The sequence below is a fragment of the Herbiconiux daphne genome (assembly GCF_024979295.1).
Classification (GTDB): domain Bacteria; phylum Actinomycetota; class Actinomycetes; order Actinomycetales; family Microbacteriaceae; genus Herbiconiux; species Herbiconiux daphnes.
In genome coordinates, this window is record NZ_JANLCJ010000675.1 from 1 (window position 1) to 560 (window position 560).

Annotated in this window: 1 protein-coding gene; it reads left to right on the forward strand. The window is 29.6% G+C overall.

What is annotated here, in order from left to right; translation table 11 throughout:
- On the forward strand, positions 1 to 560 hold a 560-nt coding region (locus N1032_RS27075), incomplete at both ends, for a hypothetical protein (RefSeq protein WP_259543793.1).

Genomic DNA, 560 nt, shown 5'->3' on the forward strand with positions numbered 1-560 from the left:
TCCGACTTTATTCAAGATTACATAACATTAAGACAAACTGCTTTGACAGCATCTATTGCTTCAATGAAAAAGTTTAAGAAAAATGTTAATAATAACTCATCTGCTATTGCTGATATTGAAATGGCAAGTATGCTTGACCCAAAATCACCAGCAATTCAAGTTATCTCACAACCAGTTTCTTATAAGCAAGAACTGATTAACAAAGTGTATGGTAATGTAAGAAATGCAGATATTACAAATTCAACAACACCAAACAGTATTAGTTTTGAGAGTTCTAATTCAGATGCTACTCCTCAATGGGAAAACTTGAAATCTTTCCTTGAGCAAGACTATTACATGTTAGGAAGAAGAATTAATACTAATAAAAAAGCTGAAAGAAATATAGCAAGAGAAATTGATACTGAGACAATAAACTTTGATATTCTTGAACAAGACTTCTTAAATTATTTAGAACAATTTGTTGAAGAATTAAATGAAAAGTTTGGAGAAAATGTAGAGATTGAAAACTTAGCACTTGTTATTGATAAAGATGAAGAAGGAGAAATCAAAGATGAACAAGA